This is a genomic window from Actinoplanes sp. HUAS TT8 (genome assembly GCF_051380535.1).
In the GTDB taxonomy this organism is placed as follows: domain Bacteria; phylum Actinomycetota; class Actinomycetes; order Mycobacteriales; family Micromonosporaceae; genus Actinoplanes.
This window is the reverse complement of record NZ_CP195646.1, coordinates 10,537,045-10,554,962: the sequence shown is the minus strand read 5'-3', so window position 1 is coordinate 10,554,962 and position 17,918 is coordinate 10,537,045. Positions and strand designations below refer to the sequence as shown.

The 17,918-nt window shown below is 70.1% G+C and carries 16 protein-coding genes; 7 read left to right on the top strand and 9 right to left on the bottom strand.

Annotated elements, in window-relative coordinates:
- Positions 1-10 precede the first annotated feature (10 nt).
- Positions 11-1,585: a phytoene desaturase family protein gene (locus tag ACSHV8_RS47215; protein ID WP_436527017.1), complete on the top strand. Its 1,575-nt coding sequence runs from the start codon at positions 11-13 to the stop codon at positions 1,583-1,585.
- 281 nt (positions 1,586-1,866) lie between these two features.
- On the opposite strand, the gene ACSHV8_RS47210 is transcribed toward ACSHV8_RS47215, so the two are convergent.
- Positions 1,867-3,426, bottom strand: a complete 1,560-nt coding sequence (locus ACSHV8_RS47210; protein WP_436537289.1) for a Rieske 2Fe-2S domain-containing protein — start codon at positions 3,424-3,426, stop codon at positions 1,867-1,869.
- A 129-nt stretch (positions 3,427-3,555) separates the two neighbouring features.
- Here ACSHV8_RS47210 and ACSHV8_RS47205 point away from each other — a divergent pair, with 129 nt between their 5' ends.
- Positions 3,556-3,789, top strand: coding sequence for a DUF2631 domain-containing protein (locus tag ACSHV8_RS47205; protein WP_436527016.1), 234 nt, complete (start codon positions 3,556-3,558; stop codon positions 3,787-3,789).
- A gap of 66 nt (positions 3,790-3,855) precedes the next feature.
- Here the strand turns inward: ACSHV8_RS47205 and ACSHV8_RS47200 are convergent, their stop codons facing one another.
- The 8 genes from ACSHV8_RS47200 to ACSHV8_RS47165 form a co-directional block, all read right to left on the bottom strand.
- Positions 3,856-5,154 (bottom strand): DivIVA domain-containing protein, encoded by a 1,299-nt coding sequence (locus ACSHV8_RS47200; RefSeq protein WP_436527015.1) that lies wholly within the window; start codon positions 5,152-5,154, stop codon positions 3,856-3,858.
- 37 nt (positions 5,155-5,191) lie between these two features.
- Positions 5,192-6,388: a 23S rRNA (adenine(2503)-C(2))-methyltransferase RlmN gene (rlmN, locus tag ACSHV8_RS47195; RefSeq protein WP_436527014.1), complete on the bottom strand. Its 1,197-nt coding sequence runs from the start codon at positions 6,386-6,388 to the stop codon at positions 5,192-5,194.
- A 43-nt stretch (positions 6,389-6,431) separates the two neighbouring features.
- Positions 6,432-7,409: a phosphatidate cytidylyltransferase gene (locus ACSHV8_RS47190; RefSeq protein WP_436527013.1), complete on the bottom strand. Its 978-nt coding sequence runs from the start codon at positions 7,407-7,409 to the stop codon at positions 6,432-6,434.
- The gene (frr, locus tag ACSHV8_RS47185) at positions 7,409-7,966 is read right to left on the bottom strand and encodes a ribosome recycling factor (protein ID WP_436527012.1); all 558 of its coding nucleotides are present in this window, start codon (positions 7,964-7,966) and stop codon (positions 7,409-7,411) included. Before frr ends, ACSHV8_RS47190 begins: the two co-directional genes overlap by 1 nt.
- A 57-nt stretch (positions 7,967-8,023) precedes the next feature.
- Entirely contained in the window at positions 8,024-8,776 is a 753-nt protein-coding gene (pyrH, locus tag ACSHV8_RS47180) for a UMP kinase (RefSeq protein WP_436537287.1), read from the bottom strand.
- A gap of 108 nt (positions 8,777-8,884) precedes the next feature.
- Positions 8,885-9,715 (bottom strand): translation elongation factor Ts, encoded by an 831-nt coding sequence (tsf, locus tag ACSHV8_RS47175; protein WP_436527011.1) that lies wholly within the window; start codon positions 9,713-9,715, stop codon positions 8,885-8,887.
- A gap of 76 nt (positions 9,716-9,791) precedes the next feature.
- Positions 9,792-10,691, bottom strand: coding sequence for a 30S ribosomal protein S2 (gene rpsB / locus ACSHV8_RS47170; protein WP_436527010.1), 900 nt, complete (start codon positions 10,689-10,691; stop codon positions 9,792-9,794).
- A gap of 252 nt (positions 10,692-10,943) precedes the next feature.
- Entirely contained in the window at positions 10,944-11,582 is a 639-nt protein-coding gene (locus tag ACSHV8_RS47165; protein WP_436527009.1) for a hypothetical protein, read from the bottom strand.
- Between the two features lie 144 nt (positions 11,583-11,726).
- Between ACSHV8_RS47165 and ACSHV8_RS47160 the strand changes: the two genes are divergently transcribed.
- The 5 genes from ACSHV8_RS47160 (at position 11,727) to ACSHV8_RS47140 (ending at position 17,844) form a co-directional block, all read left to right on the top strand.
- A complete protein-coding gene (locus tag ACSHV8_RS47160; protein WP_436527008.1) occupies positions 11,727-12,086 on the top strand; it encodes a YraN family protein in 360 nt (119 codons plus the stop codon).
- The gene (locus ACSHV8_RS47155) at positions 12,086-13,546 is read left to right on the top strand and encodes a YifB family Mg chelatase-like AAA ATPase (protein ID WP_436527007.1); all 1,461 of its coding nucleotides are present in this window, start codon (positions 12,086-12,088) and stop codon (positions 13,544-13,546) included. Before ACSHV8_RS47160 ends, ACSHV8_RS47155 begins: the two co-directional genes overlap by 1 nt.
- Entirely contained in the window at positions 13,534-15,093 is a 1,560-nt protein-coding gene (locus ACSHV8_RS47150; protein ID WP_436527006.1) for a recombinase family protein, read from the top strand. Before ACSHV8_RS47155 ends, ACSHV8_RS47150 begins: the two co-directional genes overlap by 13 nt.
- A gap of 253 nt (positions 15,094-15,346) precedes the next feature.
- Positions 15,347-15,577, top strand: a complete 231-nt coding sequence (locus ACSHV8_RS47145; RefSeq protein ID WP_436527005.1) for a hypothetical protein — start codon at positions 15,347-15,349, stop codon at positions 15,575-15,577.
- A 170-nt stretch (positions 15,578-15,747) separates the two neighbouring features.
- A complete protein-coding gene (locus ACSHV8_RS47140) occupies positions 15,748-17,844 on the top strand; it encodes an AAA family ATPase (protein ID WP_436527004.1) in 2,097 nt (698 codons plus the stop codon).
- The last annotated feature ends 74 nt before the right edge of the window (positions 17,845-17,918 follow it).

The window sequence follows — 17,918 nt, the reverse complement described above, 5'->3', positions numbered from 1 at the left end:
GTCGCTCGGCATGACCCCCATTCCCGACCGCGCCGACGTGGTGATCGTCGGAGCCGGCCACAACGGTCTGGTGTCCGCGATCCTGCTCGCCCGCGCCGGGCTCGACGTCGTCGTGCTCGAGGCGGCCGGGGTGCTCGGCGGCGCGACCCGCACCGAGCATCCGTTCCCCCAGGTGCCCGGCCTCGGCCAGTCCACCGGTTCGTACCTTCTGGGCCTGATGCCGCCGGAGCTGCTCAAGACGCTCGACGTCGACATCCCGATGCTGCGTCGCGACCCGCACTACTTCCTGCCCACCCCCGGTCCGGCCGGCTCGCCGTACCTGCTGTTCGGCCGGGACCGTGAAGCCTCCCGCCACCAGCTGGAGACGTTCTTCTCGGCCCGCGACGCGGCCGCCGACGAGGCGCTCGCCGTGGAGATCGCGGCCCTGCGAGCCGACCTGGCGCCCTCCTGGCTGGAGGAGCCCGGCTCGGTCGACGAGATCGCCGACCGTTACATCCGTCCGCAGCTGCAGAGCACGTTCCTCGATCTCGTGCGCGGCTCGGTGGCCGACTACCTGGCCCGGTTCGGCTTCAAGAGCGAACTGCTGACCAGCATGTACGCGGTGACCGACGGCCTGTCCGGTCTGACCGCGGGCCCCGACGACCCCGGCACCGGGCACAACTTCCTGGTGCACAACATGTGCCGGCTGCCCGGCGCGGACGGCACGTGGATGATCGCCGAGGGCGGCATGGGCACGGTCTCGCGCACGTTCGCCGAGGCCGCCCGGGCCGCCGGGGCGCGCGTCTACACGGACGCGCGGGTCGCCGCGGTGACCGTTGACGGCGGCGCCGCCGGCGGTGTCGTGCTGGCCGACGGCCGGTCGATCAGCGCCCGCGTGGTCCTGGGCAGCTGCGATCCGTACCAGCTGATGTCCCTGGTCCCGGCCGACGTGCTGCCGGCCGACCTGACCGCGCGGATGGAGTCGGTGCGCAAGCCCGGGACCACCCTCAAGGTCAACCTGGCGCTGCGTGACCTGCCCACGTTCACCTGCCTGCCCGAGGGCTCGCCGTCACCGTTCGGCTCGACCATCCACCTGCTCCCCGGCGCCGGGGACTCGCCGATGGCCGCGCTGCGCAACATGTGGGCCGAGGTGCAGGCCGGCAAGCTGCCCGACGAGCCGACCATCGAGTGGTACGTGCACACCACCGTCGACCCGTCGCTGCGGGACGAGGCCGGGCACCACTCGTCCGCCCTGTTCGTCCAGTCGGTCCCGTTCGAGCCGACCGGAACAACCTGGGAAAAAGAGCTTCCCGCGTACGTCGATCGCCTGCTCGCCATCTGCGACCGCTACGCGCCGGGCACCTCGGACCTGGTCGCCGACGTCTTCCCGCTCACCCCACCGGGGATCGAGCGCCACTTCGGCATCACCGGCGGCCACATCCACCACGTGGACAACACGGTCGCCTTCGACCAGCGCATGCCCTACTTCACCGGAGTCGACGGCCTGTACGCGGGCTCGGCCGGCACCCACCCGGCCGGCAGCGTGATCGGCGCCGCCGGACACAACGCGGCCGTCCGCATCCTCAAGGACCTCGGCCGCTCCTGATCCACCCGAGCCGCCTGTCGCACCCGGCACTCCCGGGTCGCGGCAGGCGGTTTCGCACGCTCCCGGCTGGTGCTCACGGCTGCAAAAAGGGCTCGGCACAGCCCTCAGGACCAGCCGGCCGGCTGGAGGCGCGAGGCGGGCCGGCGTGGGCCGGGCCTTGCGGCGGCGGATTCAGGCGGCGGCGCGGGAGCGGCCCGGGGCGGGCTGGGCGTCGCGGACCGTGGGGGCGGGCGTTGTGGTCTGCGGGTGGGGGCCACAACGCCCGTACCAAAAGGAGGGGTTTACGGGTTTTCGGTTTTTTGGGCGCGGATCTTGTGGCCGACGCCGGTGAGGCAGCGGCCGCTCGGGAGGTCGAACTTCCAGCCGTGGAGCTGGCAGGTCAGGACGTTGCCGTCGAGGACGCCGAAGCGGGACAGGTCGGCCTTGAGGTGCGGGCAGCGGCGCTGCACGGTCCAATCGCCGAACTGGGTGTCCTCGGCGTCGACCGACTTCTCGTGCTCGTCGTACCAACCCTCCGCGTACTGCAAGCGCTCCTCGGAGAGGCACTTGAAGAACGCGTAGACGAACTCGTTGTACTGCCCGATCCGGGCGGCGGAGAAGCGGCAGGACAGGAAGAGCGAGTTGACCCAGTCACCCTCGTCGATGTGGATGAGGTGCTCGATCAGGGCGCGGCCGGTCTTGAAGCGGTAGCGCACCTTCTCGTCGGCATACTGCCGGACCTGCTTGCCCGGGAAGTCGACGACGATCGACTCGACGACCTCGCCGTCCGGGCCGAACGAGTCGGTGAGGTCGAAGCGGACCGGGCCGCCGACCCCGTTCGCCATGTAGATCGACTCCTCCAGGAGCGGCTCGATCCGCTTCTTCATCGCGCCGAGCACGTCGATCTCGGGGTGCCGCCAGGACGCCTTCTCGGCGGCGATGATCGGGGCCTTGCGCTCCCGCATCTCCTCCAGGTGGGCCGCCTTGTTGGCGAAGAACTCGTCGACCGGCATCGGGTGGGTGGTGCTCTCCGTGGTGCCGCCGTCGGAGAGGACCGTCACACTGCCCGGGAGCTGGACGATCGCGTTGGTGCCGCCGACCTTCGCATACTCCGACAGGAAGACCGACTGGTCGGGGAAGATGTTGCCCTCGTCACCGTGGATGTCGTTGAACTGCCACAGCGAGTCGTCGAGGAAGCAGGGCGGGCCGGCGATCGGGAAGACGAAGTCGGCCTTCAGATCGTCGATGTAGCGCCAGGTGCGGTCGAACTGACGGTCCCGCTTCTGCTTGCCGAACGCGGTCTTCGCGTTCTCCGGCAGCTCGTAGACCATCGGGTACCAGATCGCGCCGGAGAACTGCAGCATGTGCGCGTGCACGTGACCGAGCTCGTTGAAGCGGGTCAGGTCGGACGGGCGGGCGTCGTTCTGGTTCAGCAGGCGAATGCCGTCGTACTCCACCCAGAGGGAGGAGTCGCCGATCGGGCCGTCGGTCGGGCTGATCAGCGCCTGGATCATGATCTTGAGGCCGCCGTCGAGCTCGTGCACCTCGTCCGACCTCGTCCGCAGGAACTTGGTGAAGCCCAGGTCACGCAGCTCGTCCTCAAGCTGACTGGTCGGGTACTCCGGCAGGAGGACGGTGGCCTTCTTGCTGATGAAACGCTTGAGGTGCTCGGCGTCGAAGTGGTCCCGGTGCAGGTGGGAGACGTACAGGTAGTCGACGTCGCCCAGCGTCTCCCAGTCGAGCTGGGAATTGTCGGGGAACGGGAACCACGAGGCGAAATACGCCGGATTCACCCACGGATCGGTCAGGATGCTGCCGGCGGCCGTGTCGATCCGCATGCTCGCATGGCCGGTGCCCGTGATCCGCACTTGTCACTCCTCTGCTTCGGCTCCTGGTGCCGCATCGAAAGTACAGCCGGGTTGCCGGGTTCCGCCCGGCGACCCCGTGACAGACTGTGGACGACGGTCAGATCATCGACGAGGAGGACCGACGTGTCCGCGGAAGAACATGGCGAGGTCTACGCCCCGGACCAGTTGAAGCCGACCAACCGCAAGCGGGCTCAGCGCGGCGCGTTCATCTCCGCTGTGGTGATGCTCATGTTCTTCTGGGGCAACCAGGAGGGCAACGTGGAGAAGGTGTGGCTCGTCCTGATCGCGGTCGGTCTGGTCGCCATCGTGATCGGCGATGCGGTGCTGCGTAAGGCCGGTCTGCGGCCGAACGACTGAAGCCTGCCAGCAGATGTGAAACAGGGGGAGGGCCGGTCGGCCCTCCCCCTGTTCTCGTTCTCGTGCCTACCGGCGTCCGCCGCGCAGGAGAATGTCCTTCACCTCGCGCAGGGCCGCGTCGACCTCGGCCTCGAAGTAACCGTTCGGAACCAGGCCGAACTGGAGCATGTCCAGGTCGTTCTCGTTCACCGGCATCGGGCCGCGACCGGTCATCGCCTGCAGGATGCCCTCGAACAGGCGGTCGACCTGCATCGGGTCGTAGCCGCTGCCGAAACGCCGCGGCTGGAACGTGCGACGCAACTGGTCCACCCGGTAGAGCTCGCCACCCGGCTCACCCATCGGCGGGCCCATCTGCGGCTGCTGCTGCGGCTGACCGTAGGCCCCGCTGGGCGGGCCGCTCATCGGAGCACCCGGCACCGGCGAACCCGGCATGCCGGGCGGCGGCTGGTTCGGGTTGCCGAACTGCGGCGGGCCCGGCTGCGGCGGGCCACCGTAGCCACCGCTGCGCGGGTCACGGTCGGGCATGCGGATCTCGGCGGTCATGTCCGTCCGCCCGTGGCGGCCGGGCTCGAAACCACCGAACGTCGTGGGCTCGTCGTAGCCGCCCTGGTCATAGCCCTGCGGGGCCTGACGCTGCGGGAGCTGGGGCTGGCCACCGTAGGTGGTGGGCTCGTCGTAGCGGCCACCACCGTAGGGATCCTGCTGCGGGGGCATCTGCGGCTGGCGCTGCGGCATCTGCCCACGGTCGTCGCGGACCGGGGCGGGCAGCCGCTCGGTCTGCGCCATGCCCGGGTTCATGCCGGGGCCCATGCCCGGGTTGCCGAACTGCGGCTGCGGGGGACCACCGAACTGCTGCTGATTCGGACCACCGAACTGCGGCTGCGGGGGGCCGCCGAACTGCGGCGAGCCCGGCTGCTGCGGACCGGGCTGCTGCGGGCCGCCCATGCCCATGCCGGCGCCGGCCATCCCGTTGCGCGGCATGCCGCCGGAGAGGGCGGGCGGGCCGCTCGGCTGGCCGATCGGGCCGGAACGGTCGATGGAGCCGCGGTCGATGGCACCGGAGCGCTCGGCCGACAGGCCGCTGCGCATCGAGTCACGCATCGGGTCGATCGGGCGGCCGCCACGCTCCTCGAACTCGGCGAGCTGCCGCTCGACCCGGTCGAGGTGCAGGTCGACCTGCCACTCGTCGTAGCCCCCGAAACGCACGCGGAAGACGACGTCGTGCACCTCCTGCGCGGCGACCGGCGGGCCGACCTGCTCCCCGGCCAGGGTCTGCTCGACCCGGTCCAGGAAGGCATCGACCTCGTCGACCTTGTAGCCCCGGCGCAGCGCACGCCGCCGGAAACGCTGTCCCTGACTACTCACAACGTCTCCCACTCCGCTCGCTGGGACCTACGCCCAGTCACTGTGCCACCTCCGCGTCGGCTGCGACGCCCCCTGCGCCCGCCTGCGTCAACTCTCCCGCGGCCAACTGGCCGCAGGCGCCGTCGATCTCCCGGCCGCGGGTGTCGCGCACCGTGGTCGACACGCCGGACTCACGCAGCCGCCGGACGAACTCCCGCTCGACCGGCTTGGGGCTCGCATCCCACTTGCTGCCCGGGGTCGGGTTGAGCGGGATGAGATTCACATGGGCCAGCTTGCCGTGCAGTAGGCGGCCGAGCAGGTCGGCACGCCAGGGCTGATCGTTTACGTCCCGGATCAGGGCGTATTCGATGGAGACCCGACGGCCGGTCTGCGCCGCGTAGTCGAACGCGGCATCGAGCACCTCGGCCACCTTCCAACGCTGGTTGACGGGCACAAGCTCATCGCGCAGATCATCATCGGGGGCGTGCAGTGACAACGCAAGAGTCACAGAGAGCTGTTCGGCGATCAACCGGCGCATTGCGGGCACCAAACCCACCGTGGACACCGTGATGTGCCGTTGTGAAAGTCCGAGCCCCTCCGGAGCGGGGGTGGTGAGGCGCCGAACGGCCTCGATGACCCGGGGATAGTTGGCCAACGGCTCACCCATCCCCATGAAGACCACGCGGGACAGCCGGTTCGGCGAACCGGTCACGACACCCGAGGCCGACACACCGGCGAGATAGACCACCTGATCGACGATCTCGGCCACCGACAGGTTGCGGGTCAGGCCCTGCTGGCCGGTCGCGCAGAACGGACAGGCCATGCCACAACCCGCCTGGCTGGAGACACAGGCGGTGATGCGGTCCGAATACCCCATCAGGACGCTCTCCACGAGCGCGCCGTCGTGCAGCCGCCAGAGCGTCTTGCGGGTGGCACCGTCGTCGCAGGCCTGCTCCCGGACCGGGGTCAGCAGCGTGGGCAGCAGCTCGCTGGTCAGCTTGTCACGGGTCGCCGACGGCAGGTCGGTCATCTCCGCGGCGTCACGCACGAGGCGGCCGAAGTAGTGGGTGGAGAGCTGCTTGGCCCGGAAGGCCGGCTCGCCGAGGTCCTGGACCGCGGTCTGACGCGCGGCGAGATCAAGGTCGGCGAGGTGGCGCGGGGGCATGCTGGGACGACGGCGGGTCTGCACACCGCCGGACTGAACAGCTGAGTCGGGCTGGTCGGGACTGATGGGGATGACCGGAAGAATCGTCATGGCGTATCCAGTCTCCCACGCTTCACCGGCAGGTCGCCCATGGCTAGTTCGGCGCGATGATAGCGAAGAGCAGGTAGGCGGTAGGGACCGCGAAGAGGATGGAGTCCAGCCGGTCCATCAGCCCGCCGTGGCCGGGCAGCAGGTTGCTCATGTCCTTGATGCCGAGGTCCCGCTTCAGCATCGACTCGCCCAGGTCGCCCAGGACCGCGACCACCGAGATCACGGCGCCGAACAGCAGCCCGTAGTAGACCGGGACCTCCATCAGGAAGAACAGCAGCGCGCCGGAGCCGATCGCGGCCGCCGTGATCGAGCCGGCGAAGCCCTCCCAGGACTTCTTCGGGCTGATCTTCGGGGCCATCGGGTGCTTGCCGAGGAAGACGCCGGCCGCGTAACCACCGGTGTCGGAGAGCACAACCGCGACGACCGTGGCGAGAACCCGCCACTTGCCGTCGTCCGGCTGCACCAGCATGGCGGCGAAGCTGAGCAGGAACGGCACGTAGACCGCGATGAGCGTGATCGCGGTGAAGTCGCGGCGGACCGCGCTCACGCCGTCGGCCAGACGCCAGAGGGAGGCCGCGCCGATCGTGGCGAGCAGGCCCAGGGCGAGCGCGTCGGGACCGGCGTACCAGGCCAGGCCGGTCATCACGACGGTGCCGCCGATCAGCGGGATCACCGGGGGACGGGCGCCGGTCACGCCCAACGCGCGGGCGGTCTCCCAGACCCCGACCGCGGCGGCCACCACCAGCACGCCCAGCAGGGCCGGCGACCAGACCAGCAGGGACGCCAGCACGACCAGGCCGAGGCTGAGCCCGACGGCGATGGCGGCGGGCAGGTTGCGGCCGGCCCGGCTCTTGCCCTCGGGCTTGCGGCCGCGGCCGGCCCGGCGCTTGCCCGGACCCCGCTTGGCGTTGTCGGAGGGCGCCTGTTCGTCCGCGTGCCAGGCGGCGTTCTGCTGGTACGCCGGGGTGGCGGCGTAGTTCTCGCCGGAGGTTTGCCCGGCACGCGGATCGAGGTAGGACATCAGACTTCGAGCAGCTCGGCTTCCTTGTGCTTGAGCAGCTCGTCGATCACCGAGACGTACCGGTGGGTGACGTCGTCGAGCTCCTTCTCGGCGCGACGGCCGTCGTCCTCGCCGGTCTCGCCGTCCTTGACCAGCTTGTCGATCTGCTCCTTGGCCTTGCGGCGCACGTTGCGGATGGCGACCCGGCTCTCCTCGGCCTTGCTCCGCGCGACCTTGATCATCTCGCGGCGGCGTTCCTCGGTCATCTGCGGCAGGTGGATGCGCAGCTGAGTGCCCTCGTTGTTGGGGTTGACCCCGAGGTCCGAGTCCCGGATGGCCCGCTCGATCGGGCCGAGCTGGGTGTTGTCGTACGGCTTGACGATGACCATGCGCGGCTCCGGGACACCGACCGAGGCCATCTGGGTCACCGGGGTGGGCGCGCCGTAGTAGTCGACCACGATCTTCGAGAACATCGCCGGAGTCGCCCGGCCGGTCCGGATGGCGGCGAACTCCTCCTTGGCGTGCTCGACCGCGCTCTCCATCTTCTCTTCGGCCTCGAAAAGGATTTCCTCGATCACCGGCTCTCCTCGCTCTCTTCGGTAATGCGGACGGTGGCTGTCAATACGAGCGCGAGCTCATGCGGTGATCAGGGTGCCGATCTTCTCGCCGGCACACGCGCGCACGATGGTGTCGTCGCCGTCCGCGCCGAAGACCAGCATCGGCAGCTTGTTCTCCTCGCAGAGGCTGAACGCGGCCTGGTCGGCCACCCGCAGCCCCCGCTGGAGGATCTCCTGGAAGGTGATGTTCTCCAGCTTGCGCGCGTCCGGGTCGACGCGCGGGTCGGCGGTGTAGACCCCGTCGACGCCGTTCTTGCTCATCAGCACCATGTCGGCGTGGATCTCCAGCGCGCGCTGGGCGGTCACCGTGTCGGTCGAGAAGTACGGCATACCGGCGCCGGCCCCGAAGATCACGACGCGGCCCTTGTCCAGGTGCCGGATCGCGCGGAGCGGAATATACGGCTCGGCGACCTGGGCCATGTGAATGGCCGTCTGGACCCGGGTCTCGATGCCCTCCTTCTCCAGGAAGTCCTGGAGGGCCAGGCAGTTCATCACCGTGCCCAGCATGCCCATGTAGTCGGCGCGGTTCCGGTCCATGCCACGCTTCTGCAGCTCGGCGCCGCGGAAGAAGTTGCCACCGCCGACCACCACAGCGACCTGGATGCCCTGCCGGTTCACCGTCGCGATCTGCTTGGCCAGCGCCTGCACCACGTCGGGATCGACACCGACCTGGCCGCCGCCGAACACCTCGCCGGACAGCTTCAGCACGACCCGGCGCGGCCGCATGGCCGGCGGGTTCTCGTCGACCGTGGCGGACTGCTCGGTCACCATCGTCATGAGACCCGCCTTCCCTTCACTTTCTGCAGGAGACCCTATGCGACCGGGAGGCCGGACGCTCAATCGCGTACCCGACCTCCCGTGCCATTGCTTTGTGGTGCCTTACTCCTGGCCGACCTCGTACCGGACGAACCCGGTGATCTGGATGCCGGCCTCGGTGGCGATCTGCTTGACCGTCTTCTTGTTGTCGACGACCGAAGCCTGCTCCAGCAGGACGAAGTCCTTGAAGAAGGAGTTCACCCGGCCGTCGACGATCTTGGAGATCGCCTGCTCGGGCTTGCCCTCCTCGCGAGCGGTCTGCTCGGCGATGCGGCGCTCGGACTCGACGACCTCGGCCGGGACGTCCTCGCGGGTCAGGTACTTCGGCCGCATCGCGGCGGCCTGCATGCCGATGCCACGGGCGTCCGCGTCGGCCGCCTCGTCGTCCTTGCCGGTGTACTCCACCAGGACGCCGACCTGCGGCGGCAGGTCCTGCGCCTTGCGGTGCAGGTAGACCGCGACGGTGCCGCTCAGGATCGTGAAGCGGTTCACCACGATCTTCTCACCGATCTTGGCGGCGTACTCCTGAACGGTGTCGGCGACGGTCTTGCCGTCCTCCAGCGTCGCCGCGAGCAGCGCGGCGGCGTCGGCGATCTTGTTGGCCTCGCCGAACTCGACGAAACGCTGACCCAGCGCGACGAAGTCCGGGGTCTTGGCGACGAAGTCGGTCTCACAGTTCAGCTCGAGCAGAGCCTTGCCGGAGTGGCTGACGATGCCGTTGGCGGCGGTGCGGCCGGCCCGCTTGCCGACGTCCTTCGCACCCTTGATGCGGAGGAACTCGACGGCCTTGTCGAAGTCGCCCTCGGACTCCTCCAGGGCCTTCTTGCAGTCCATCATGCCGGCACCGGTGAGTTCGCGGAGCTTCTTCACGTCCGCGGCGGTGTAGTTAGCCATGACTCTTCTCTCGATGTCAGTCGGGAAAGCGGCCGCCGCCCTTGGGATGACGGCGGCCGGAAGCGTGTCGGTTGACTTACTCGGCGGGGACGGCGGCGACCGGCTCGGCGGCGGCCGGCTCAGCCGCAGCGGCAACAGCAGCGGGCTCAGCAGCAGCAGCGGCCGGGGCCTCGTCGGCCTTCTTCTCGGCACCCTCGTAGAGGTCCCGCTCCCACTCCGGCAGCGGCTCGCCGGCGGCAACGGTGCCGGCCTCGGGCTTCTCGTCGGCGCCACCACGGCCACGGCCGGAGCGGGCGATCAGACCGTCGGCCACCGCGGCGGCGATGACCCGGGTCAGCAGCTCGGCCGAGCGGATCGCGTCGTCGTTGCCCGGGATCGGGAAGTCGACCTCGTCCGGGTCACAGTTGGTGTCCAGCACCGCGATGACCGGGATGTTGAGCTTCCGGGCCTCGTCGACCGCGATGTGCTCCTTCTTGGTGTCCACGACCCAGATCGCCGACGGGACCTTGGTCATGTCACGCAGACCACCGAGGGTCTTGGTGAGCTTCTCCTTCTCGCGGGAGAGCTGGAGGGTCTCCTTCTTGGTGTAACCGGCGGCGGTGCCGCTCAGGTCACCCAGAGCCTCGAGCTCCTTCATCCGCTGAAGGCGCTTGTAAACGGTCTGGAAGTTGGTCAGCATGCCGCCGAGCCAACGGTGGTTCACGTACGGCTGGCCGACCCGCGTCGCCTGCTCGGCGATGGCCTCCTGCGCCTGCTTCTTGGTGCCGACGAAGAGGATGTGGCCACCCTCGGCGACGGTGTCACGCACGTAGGCGTACGCCTTCTCGATGTAGTCGAGGGTCTGGCGCAGGTCGATGATGTAGATACCGTTGCGCTCGGTGAAGATGAAGCGCTTCATCTTCGGGTTCCAGCGGCGGGTCTGGTGCCCGAAGTGGACACCGCTCTCCAGCAGCTGACGCATGGTCACGACGGCCATGGTGGTGCTCCCTGATCTTCCCTGGTTGTCACGCTCACCGGCGATGAGCGTCCTGGCGCCCGGTCGGCGGCCACAGTCGGGCCCGAAGATCATCGGGACCAGGGAGGGCCGTCGCCGCCGGCTGACACACCAGGAACAGCGGTCAGTGCGGTCGGAGGGCGCGCGAGGTCGACCGCGTGGGCGGTCGCCGGGACCAAGCATACGCCAACCCGTTTTTCACCCAAGCCACGGGCCTTTTCTCAAGCTTTTCCGTCAGGCGACGGCCAGACCGGCCGCCAACATCAAGATCAAACCGATGGGCACGTACGCCATGGGCACCCGCAGCCAGGCGTCGCGTCCCGCCCCGGAGGCGGCGCCGGCCGCGGAGAACAGGCCGAAACCGGTGAGCGCGAGCCCCAAGGTGAGCAGCACCGCCGGGACGATGCCGCGCGCGGTGGGATCCGAGGCGAACGTCACGCTCATCAGAAGGCGCAACACCGGGAGAAACAGGACGAGCACCGCGATCGCCACGATCACCGAGGAGAGCGGGCGCTTCTTCGCGACAACCGGCGGGACCACGGTCGTCGGCTGATTCACCAGCGGGGGCTGAGGTTGGGGTTGCGGCTGGGGCTGGGGCGGCGGCGCCGGCGGCAGAGCCCGGGGCTGCGGCGGGGGAACCGTGGGATATTCCGTGCCGCGGATCGGGATGCGGCCCGACTCGTACGGGCTGCGCGACGGCTCGGGGTCGGCGGGACGCTGCTCGGGAACGCGGACACCGCCGGTGTCGTACGCCTCCTCGGGCAGCGCGTGCGAACCGGAGGTCTCCGGCTCGTTCGGGTAGCGGGGTGGGTCGGTGTACCGGCTGCCGGAATACCAGCTCGGGCCGGACTCGTCCGCGTAACGGTGCTCCACGGATTCGCACCGTAGGCGACCGCGGCCGTTCAGGCCACAGCCAGGCACATATCACACCTCATCGGTGACTGTTCGGGAATCCACAGTGACGCTCTGTCCACAGGCCGCTCCGCTCCGGGCCGCCGACGGTGCCACCGTGCGGCCATGACGACTCAGCGGCAGGCGATCGGTGCGTACGGCGAGCGACTCGCCGCCCGGCATCTGGAGGAGCGCGGGCTGGAGATCCTGGCCCGCAACTGGCGATGTTCCGACGGCGAGGTCGACCTGATCCTGCGGGACGGCGACTGCGTCGTGTTCTGCGAGGTGAAGACGAGACGGACGGCGACCTACGGGCCCCCGGCGGCCTCCATCGACCGGCGCAAGGTGCAGAAACTGCGACAACTGGCGATCCGCTGGCTGGCCGAGACCGGTACCCGGGCGCCGCAGCTGCGCTTCGACGTGGTCGAGGTGCTGCCGCAGCCGCGGGGCGCCAGCCGGGTCGTGCACATCCGGGCGGCGTTCTGATGAGCTACGCGCGAGTGCTCTGCGTCGGCCTGATCGGGGTCTCCGGCCGCCTGGTCGAGGTCGAGGCCGACCTCTCCCCCGGCCTGCCCGCCGTCGTGCTCACCGGACTGCCCGACACGGCACTGCAGCAGGCCCGCGACCGGGTCCGGGCGGCCGTCGTGAACAGCGGCGGCGAATGGCCCAACGGACGGATCACGGTCAACCTGCTCCCCGCCGCCCTGCCCAAACACGGCAGCAGCTTCGACCTGGCCATCGCGGCGGCACTGCTGGCCGGGGCCGGCGCCCTGCCCACCGAACCGCTGGAAGGCGTGGTCCTGCTCGGCGAACTCGGCCTGGACGGGGCGGTCCGCCCGGTGCGCGGCGTGCTCCCGATGGTGGCCGCGGCCGCACAGGCCGGGATCCGGCGGGTGATCGTCCCGCTGGCCAACGCCCGCGAGGCGACCGTGGTGCCCGGCGTGACCGTCCGCGCGGTCGACACGCTGCGCCGCCTGGCCGACTTCGTGCGCGGCACCGACCAGCTGCTCGAACCACCACCGGAATCGCCGGCGCCGGCCCGCACCGGGCCCGACCTGGCCGACGTCGCCGGGCAGCAGTTCGGGCGGTACGCGCTGGAGATCGCCGCGGCCGGCGGGCACCACCTCGCCCTCTTCGGGCCGCCCGGAGCCGGCAAGACCATGCTGGCCGAACGGCTTCCGTCGATCCTGCCCGCGCTCAACGACGAGGCGGCGCTGGAGGTGACCGCGCTGCAGTCCATCGCCGGGGTGCTGCCGCCGGACAGCGGGCTGATCCGGCGGCCGCCCTATCAGGCGCCCCACCACAGTTCCAGCCTGGCGGCGTTGATCGGTGGGGGTAGTGGGCTGGCTCGGCCGGGGGCGTTGTCGCTGGCTCATCGAGGGGTGCTGTTCCTGGACGAGGCGCCGGAGATCGCTCGGGCGACGTTGCAGGCGTTGCGGCAGCCGCTGGAGAGCGGGCGGGTGGTGCTGGCCCGAGCCCGGGGAACCACCGAGTACCCGGCGCAGGCCCAGCTCATCCTGGCCGCGAACCCCTGCCCCTGCGCCACCACCGATCAGCGCTGCACCTGCAGCCCTCAGGTGCGGCGGCGCTACCTGGGACGGCTCTCCGGTCCGCTGCTCGACCGGGTCGACATCAAAATCGACCTTCTCCCGATGCGAGCCGCGCAACTGATGGCGTCCGCCGGGCCGGTCGAGGACTCGACCGTCGTGGCGGCCCGGGTTCATCAGGCCCGCACCGCGGCGGTGCAGCGGTGGGCACCTTCCGGAGGCTGGCGGACCAACGCGGAGGTACCGGGGCCGGAACTCCGGCGGCGTCCGTGGCTTCTCCCGGCCCGGGACACCATCACGTTACGAGCCGCGTTGGACCGCGGGACGGTTTCGGCCCGCGGATTCGATCGGGTGCTCCGGCTCGCCAGTATGTCAACCTTGCGTATGTGGAAACCGTGATCTACCTCCGAGTGAGCCAGGACCGCACTGGCGAGGAACTGTCCGTGACCCGCCAGCGTGAGGACGCCCGCAAGCTGGCCAAACTCCGCGGCTGGCGGGTGGTCGGGGAGTTCGTGGACAACGACATCAGTGCCGCGGGCAAGCGCAAGCGACCGGGGTTTGAGTCGATGCTGGAGGCCCTGGCCGGAGGAGAGGCCCAGGGCTTGATTGCCTGGGATCTCACTCGGTTGACCCGCAACTCCCGGGACCGCCTCCGCCTCCTGGAGATCGGCAAGGCCCGCGGGATCTCGATCACCCTCGTGCGCGGGTCGGAGATGGACCTCAGCACTCCGGCCGGACGCCTCACCGCGGACATCTTGGGCTCGGTCGCGCAACACGAGATCGAACAGAAGAGCGACCGCCAGAAGCGCTCCGCAGAACAGGCCGCCGAGCAAGGCCGCCGCATCGGTGGCCGCCGTCCGTTCGGTTACGACTCCACCGGGATGGTCCTGGACCGCAAGGAGGCGGCGGCGGTCCGCTGGGGGTACATGGCGGTACTGGCGGGGGTGCCGCTCGGGTCGATCGCGCGGCGGTGGAACGAGCGGGGCCACATCACGCCGCAGGCCGCTTTTGGGCACGGATGCGAGGGGAAGTGCGCCAAGAAGGTGCGTCCGCGGGACTGCCCCCAGCGGACCGCGGACACGCCATCCCCCTGGACCGCCCAGGGTGTCCGGCCCGTGCTCCTCAACCCTCGGTATGCGGGGTTCCGCTCGCACGTCACCGAGGCCGTACGTGACCGGGAGCCCGACCCGCGAAAGGCGCGCATCGCAGGCATCGTCGGCCCCGCTCGGTGGCCCGCCATCGTGGGTGAGCAGACCTGGCGCGCGGTGGTGGCGGTCCTCCTGGACCCCGAGCGGACCAACGTTCCCCGTTCGGGACAAGCCCTCTTGACCGGGCTGGCCACGTGCGGCGTGTGTGGGTCCCTCGTTCATGGCGGACGCGCGCCCAAGAGCATCGGTCTCTACCGGACGTACCGGTGTCGCGCGGCCCTGGGCCACATCGGCCGCATGGCCGAGCCCGTGGAGTGGTGGATCACGGAGGTTGTGGTGGAGCGCATGTCCCGCCCGGACGCCTCCACTCTCCTCAAGGCCGATGACCGCCCGGACGCCGAGGAGGTGCGGGCCGCCCTCCTGGCCTTACGCGCCCGCCGCCGCAACGTCCTGGACCTCGTGGAGGACGGGACGTACTCCGCGGCCGAGGCCCGCCAGCGAGTAGCCCGCCTGGACGCCCAGATCCGGGAGGCGGAGGCCGGGTTGACCGATGCGGGCCGGGTGGACGTGCTGGGGCCGCTCGTGGATGCGGTGGACGTGCGGGCCGCCTGGGCGCTCCTCGGGGTGGACCGCCAGCGGGCGGTGGTGGACGCGCTCATGGCGGTCCGGTTGCTGCCTCCTGGCCGCGGGAGGGGCCTCGGGAAGACCCGCGCCCAGTGGGAAGCGAACGCCGCGCGGATCTCGGCAACGGTCGAAATCACGTGGCACGGTGAGCCGGAGCCGGCCGGTGGGCTATAGCACGGGAAAGCCCAGGTCACGGGGGAAATTGTTCTTGGTGTGCTAGGGCGCGGCCCGCTAGAGTTGGTCCCAGCACGAGGCGGCACCAAGCGATGACCTCGGCTGGGCCACGGCCCGGCACCGACCCAGCGGGTAGCGCCCGCGCGGTGGCCACGATGGAGAAGCGGAAGCGCTCCCGGACGCGTAGAGCCGGGCCAGTGGGAGACCGGTAGCCCGGGACGCCCCGAGGTGATCAATCCCTTGGGAGCCTCCCGTGGCAGCGTCCACATCCCTGTCCCCCGCCCAGCGCTCCGAGCGTGCCCGCAAGGCCGCCGCCGCCCGCAACGCCAAGCTCACTGCGGCCGAGCGGTCCCAGGCCGCCAGCAACGCCCACCTGGCCCAGGCCGTGGCCTCCGTGGTCAGCCGTGCGCCCGAGCTGACCCAGACTCAGCGCGCCAAACTGGCGGCCATCTTCGCTCCGGGTGCCGATGGGCGGGCCGTCTGACCATGGCCCGAGAAACAGAACGGCGCTCGGGCCGCAACCCGAACGCCGATCCCACAACTGCCGATGACCAATCCCAAACCGCCGGGTTGAAATTGACATCCGCCAGCGTACCGGCTGGCTCCGACATCACGCCAGAACAGAACCGCGCCCTGGAGGTTGCCCACGCCCTCGTGGACGCGGGTGTCCCCGTGTTCGTGGCGGCCAAGAACAACGGGGACCGCGGGCCGGAGTTCTTGTACCCCAAGGGGTGGGAGACCACCAAGCCCGATCACCGCGCCGTGAACCGCTGGCGGCCCGGATGGGCGCTGTGCGCGGTCATGGGCGTGGCGGCGGACGTGCTGGACACCGACCCGCGCAACGGCGGGGACAAGTCCCGCGCCGAGGCGATGGCCGCGGGCCAATGGCCCCAGGTGTTCGGGGTGGCCAGCACGCCGAGCGGCGGAACCCACGAGATCATCAGCCGGACCCACGAGGCTAAGGGTGACCCGTGGCCAGGGGTGGACCTCCAGGCCGGAGCGGACAACGGCCAGGGGCGCGGGTTCGTGTTCATTGCACCCACGGTCCGGGTGGCCAAGGCTGGCCCGCGCAAGGGCCAGGAGGTGGCGTACCGCTGGGAATCGGTGCCGGACATGGACCTCCTGGCGGAGTTCGACCATGACCCCAGCGTGGAGGGCGTGGTGGCCGCTCTGTCCGCCAAGCGCGCCCGCCGGACCGCGCCCGCCGCCCGGAAGGCCGCCCCCGCAACGGAATCGGCCGAGGATGACCCGTTCGATGTGGTCACCTCGGAGTGGACACCGGAGTCCGCGGACCGGGTGATCCAGGGTCAGCTCCAGGTGGTCCGCAACGCCAAGGAGGGTGCGGTCAACTCAGCGCTGGGCGGGGCCGCCCGGGTGCTGGGTCGGTTCATTGCCGGTGGCTACCTCACCGAGGACGAGGCCGCCGGACGCCTCCTGGACGCGCTCCAGGAGGGCGGGGTCCACTCCGACCGCTGGAACCTGGAGAACGGCCTCTCCTGGAGCGCCTCAACCCTCATCGGCAAGGCGTTCGCCAAGGGGGCGGAGGAGCCCTGGCCCGTGACCGCCGCCAGCGCGGACGGCCCGCGATACGGCTCGGACACCTGGGAGATCCAGGAGGCGGCCAAGGAGGCCGAGGCTCGCAAGCACACCGCCCGGGACCGCATCCGCGGGGCGTTGATGAAGCTCTCCGAGTTGGCCGCGATGCCACCGGCTCGGCCGCTTATCAAGGGCGTCCTGGACTTTGACTCGGAGTCCTGGCTCATCGGCCAGTCGGGCGGGTTCAAGTCCTTTGTGGCGGTGGACTGGGCGTGTCACGTGGCCGCCGGGACCGCGGAGTGGCGGGGCCGCAAGGTGACCGCCGGGGACGTGCTCTACGTCGTGGCCGAGGGTGCCCGCGGGTTCGCCAAGCGAGTGACCGCATGGAGCGCGCGCCACGGCGTGAGCCCGGACCGGTTGCACATCCTTCCGATGCCGGTACAGGCGCGGGGGGTCAGCAACCGGGACCTGAGTGAGGACTGGCTGGCGCTCATTGAGGTGGCCGCCGAGCTGGAGCCCGCGATGGTGGTCCTGGACACCCAAGCCCGGATGACGGTCGGCCTGGAGGAGAACTCCGCCACTGACATGGGCCTCTGGGTCAAGGCGGTGGATGACCTCAAGGCCGCTACCGGCGCGTGCATCCTCGTGGTCCACCACACCGGGCGCAACGGCGGGGATGCCCGCGGGTCCAGCGCCATCGATGCGGCCCAGGACATGGAGTGGAAGGTGGACCGCAAGCCCGGGGAACTCCGGGCCACGCTCCGATGCGACAAATCCAAGGACGGGGATGACCGCCAGCGGTTCGCGTTCGTGATGGACGTGATCCCGGTGGGCCGGGACGAGGACGGGGACGAGATCACGAGCCTTGTCCTCGGGGACGAGGTGGACACCGGATTTGTTGTCCAGCAAGGGATTGCGGTCCTGGAGACCATCTCGGCCGAGGGCGAGTCCCTGTCGAACCAGGAATGGATCTTGCGCACTCTCAAGGTCTCGGAGCCGACAGGCCAGGGCGTGACCCAGGCCGAGCTGGGACGCCTCGTCAACGGGGCCAGGGGGCGGGCTGAACCGGCGCTGGAGCCGATGAAGCACAACACGTACAAGACCACCCTCAAGCGCCTCCTGGACGGCGGCCAGGTCTACAAGCGGGGCCAGCGGGTGAGCGCCACGGACCCCGCCCAGGACGCCACCGAGGATGCCGACTGGTACGGCGGATGACGGGTTCAATCCGGGTCCACCGAGGCCCCGTGAACCCGCGGGTGAACCCATCCCGGTGGACCCAGATGAACCCA